The sequence below is a fragment of the Bacillota bacterium genome, from assembly GCA_013177945.1.
Lineage (GTDB): Bacteria > Bacillota > DSM-12270 > Thermacetogeniales > Thermacetogeniaceae > Ch130.
In genome coordinates this window covers 1-2,205 of sequence record JABLXW010000052.1, presented here as the reverse complement: position 1 = coordinate 2,205, position 2,205 = coordinate 1, and the positions used below count along the sequence as shown (strand labels likewise).

Annotated in this window: 1 protein-coding gene and 1 pseudogene; both read right to left on the bottom strand. The window is 52.7% G+C overall.

All coding sequences use genetic code 11. The annotated features are described in order from the left end of the window. Nucleotides 1-560, bottom strand: a 560-nt coding sequence (locus HPY58_14160; GenBank protein ID NPV30756.1) for an amidohydrolase family protein, incomplete at its 3' end; no start/stop codon positions are given. Between the two features lie 606 nt (nucleotides 561-1,166). Further along, nucleotides 1,167-1,690 (bottom strand): annotated as a pseudogene (locus HPY58_14155) (hypothetical protein). Nucleotides 1,691-2,205: the final 515 nt, after the last annotated feature.

The following is a 2,205-nucleotide window of genomic DNA, read 5'->3' as shown; positions in this document are numbered from 1 at the left end:
TGGGCGAAAATGATCTTGTTTTCCGGGTTGTTGACGGCAAAGTGGTAGGCGTGTTCGGGCCCCATTTTTCCTTTGCCCGGGTAGTAGTGGCCTACCAGTTCGTTTGCGTGCATCAGGATGGGAAAGTTGAGCTCCCGGCAAACCCCGGCGAAGCGCCCCACCTGCTTCTGGTCGGAAATGTCAACGTGGACGGCGGCAGGGATGATCTCTCCTGCCCCTTTCAGCCCGGCTTCCCGGCAGCGGATCAGCTCCTGCTCCATCCCCGGCTCCTGGGGTGGAGCGACCGCAAAGCCGATGAACCGGTCGGGGTAGCGCCTCACCGTTTCAATGATGTAGTCGTTCCCCTCCCGGCACATCCCCAGGTCGCGGTAGGGGAAGGAAAACACTACTGACCTGTCGATCCCCGTTTTCTCCATATTGGCCAGGACATCCTCGGCTGTTGCAAATTTGGCTTTCGGACCCTCGTGAAGCAGCTTGAAGTGGGCGTCCCGTTCCAGGTTCCTCTGGATGTCCCGGATGAAATCCGGAGACAGGATATGCACGTGGACGTCGATTCTCATGGCTCTCCCCCCTAAGTGTGCCGGATTACTCTTCCGAATAACCCCTTTGCTTGAATTTATTCTGCCCACCTTAAAAAAACCCTTTTCCTTGTTACAAACTGTTTACATTTTGTTTAAACTCTTGTTACTAGTTCTGGTATATTTCTACAAGATTTGCCGCGGCCGACTTTGGCACAGGGAAGGAGAAACCTAAGAATTTCCTCCTCCATGGTCTGTCGACTGCGCTCTTCTCCAAATTGACTTTGAGTTTTAGCCGCCCCTCTCCAAACCTTTTAACACTTTCCATTACGCGATGCCCTGCCCTCTGGCTCTTTATATATTCGTTGCGCTCCCCGCAGAAAAATCTTCAACAACCCTGCCAGTGGCGTCAACCTCTACCAACCGTCAAACGCGCTAATTGGCCTGCAACTGAGTACTGACTTGAGGAGGGCAGCTACATAACGGCTTGGACGGATATAGAGGTTGGCGGGGAGAAGCAAAAAACTGGTCAGGCTTTTTTGTTAGTCTTGCCGTTTCTCTTTACACAACAGGATGAATATGGAGTAAATGGACATCACTGCAAGAAGAATATGGGGGTACACTGGTTAAGCAGTCTTTCATCTTTCGTTACCTCCTTGGTATTACGGTGGCCCTCAACGCATCCCACATCTCACCGGTTACCAGACCCAGCCGCCAGATGGCGATACCATCAAGGCCGTACCGTTTGGCGATACTTACCTTGGTCAGTATGCTTTCCGGTGTCTCGGTGGGAGCAGAAATACCCAGTACCAGCTTTTCCGGCGGAACATTAGCCTTAGCCGTCTCCACAGCTTGCCTGACAAGGCTTACCGGTTCCGGCTTAGAACCGTAGTCGTAGGCCCAATCTGGAGCCGGATAGAGGTTTTCCCGTCCGTAGCACTAATCGTTTGAGTAGTGCCGTTCCAGTTAACCTTCACGTTCAACGCTTCCGCTATGGCCCGGAAGGGAACCAGGGTGCGCCCGTTCTGGATGACCGGCTGCACGTCAAAGGCAACCGGCAACCCGTCAATCAGAACAGGAATTTCTCTCTGTTCTTGAGCAAAGGCCGGCAGCGCGAAACCGCCGGCCAGCATAACCACAGAAACGAAAATGATAAAGAGTAGCCGTTTCATTTTCGACCTCCTGCAAGGGTAATATCGAATGTCATCGCATCACCAGGGAACATGTAACTTTTTCGCCGTCAAGCTGGCAATTCCTCCCTCTCTTTCCTCCTTCTCTTAAAGAATTTCATCGTCCAGGTCTTGAACCTCTTAGGACGACAAACTCCGGGGATTCGCTCTTGGCGCCGATGATTCAGTGTGCCGTTCTGGCTGCTCATCTCCCTCACAGGCAGCCGGTTGCCTGGTGTCCCCGGTGGAAGGAATAAAAAGGGGGCAGGGCCGCTGCCTTAAACTTTTTAAAAAGCTTTCGGCCCGGGTGTTTTTACCAGGAAACCCAGCAAGCGGTGATGGCATTAAGCGCACCGCCGGGCGAATAGCCCAGACCGTAATTGCTGCTGGATAAAATTTGACAGAATATTGTCGAGACGGGAAATTTCTGATAGGATCTTGATTCGGTGGCAGGGATTTTTCGCGCTGAAAGGGGCCGGGAGAAATGGCGGGAGAATGGCCGGTTGTTTTGGCAGCAG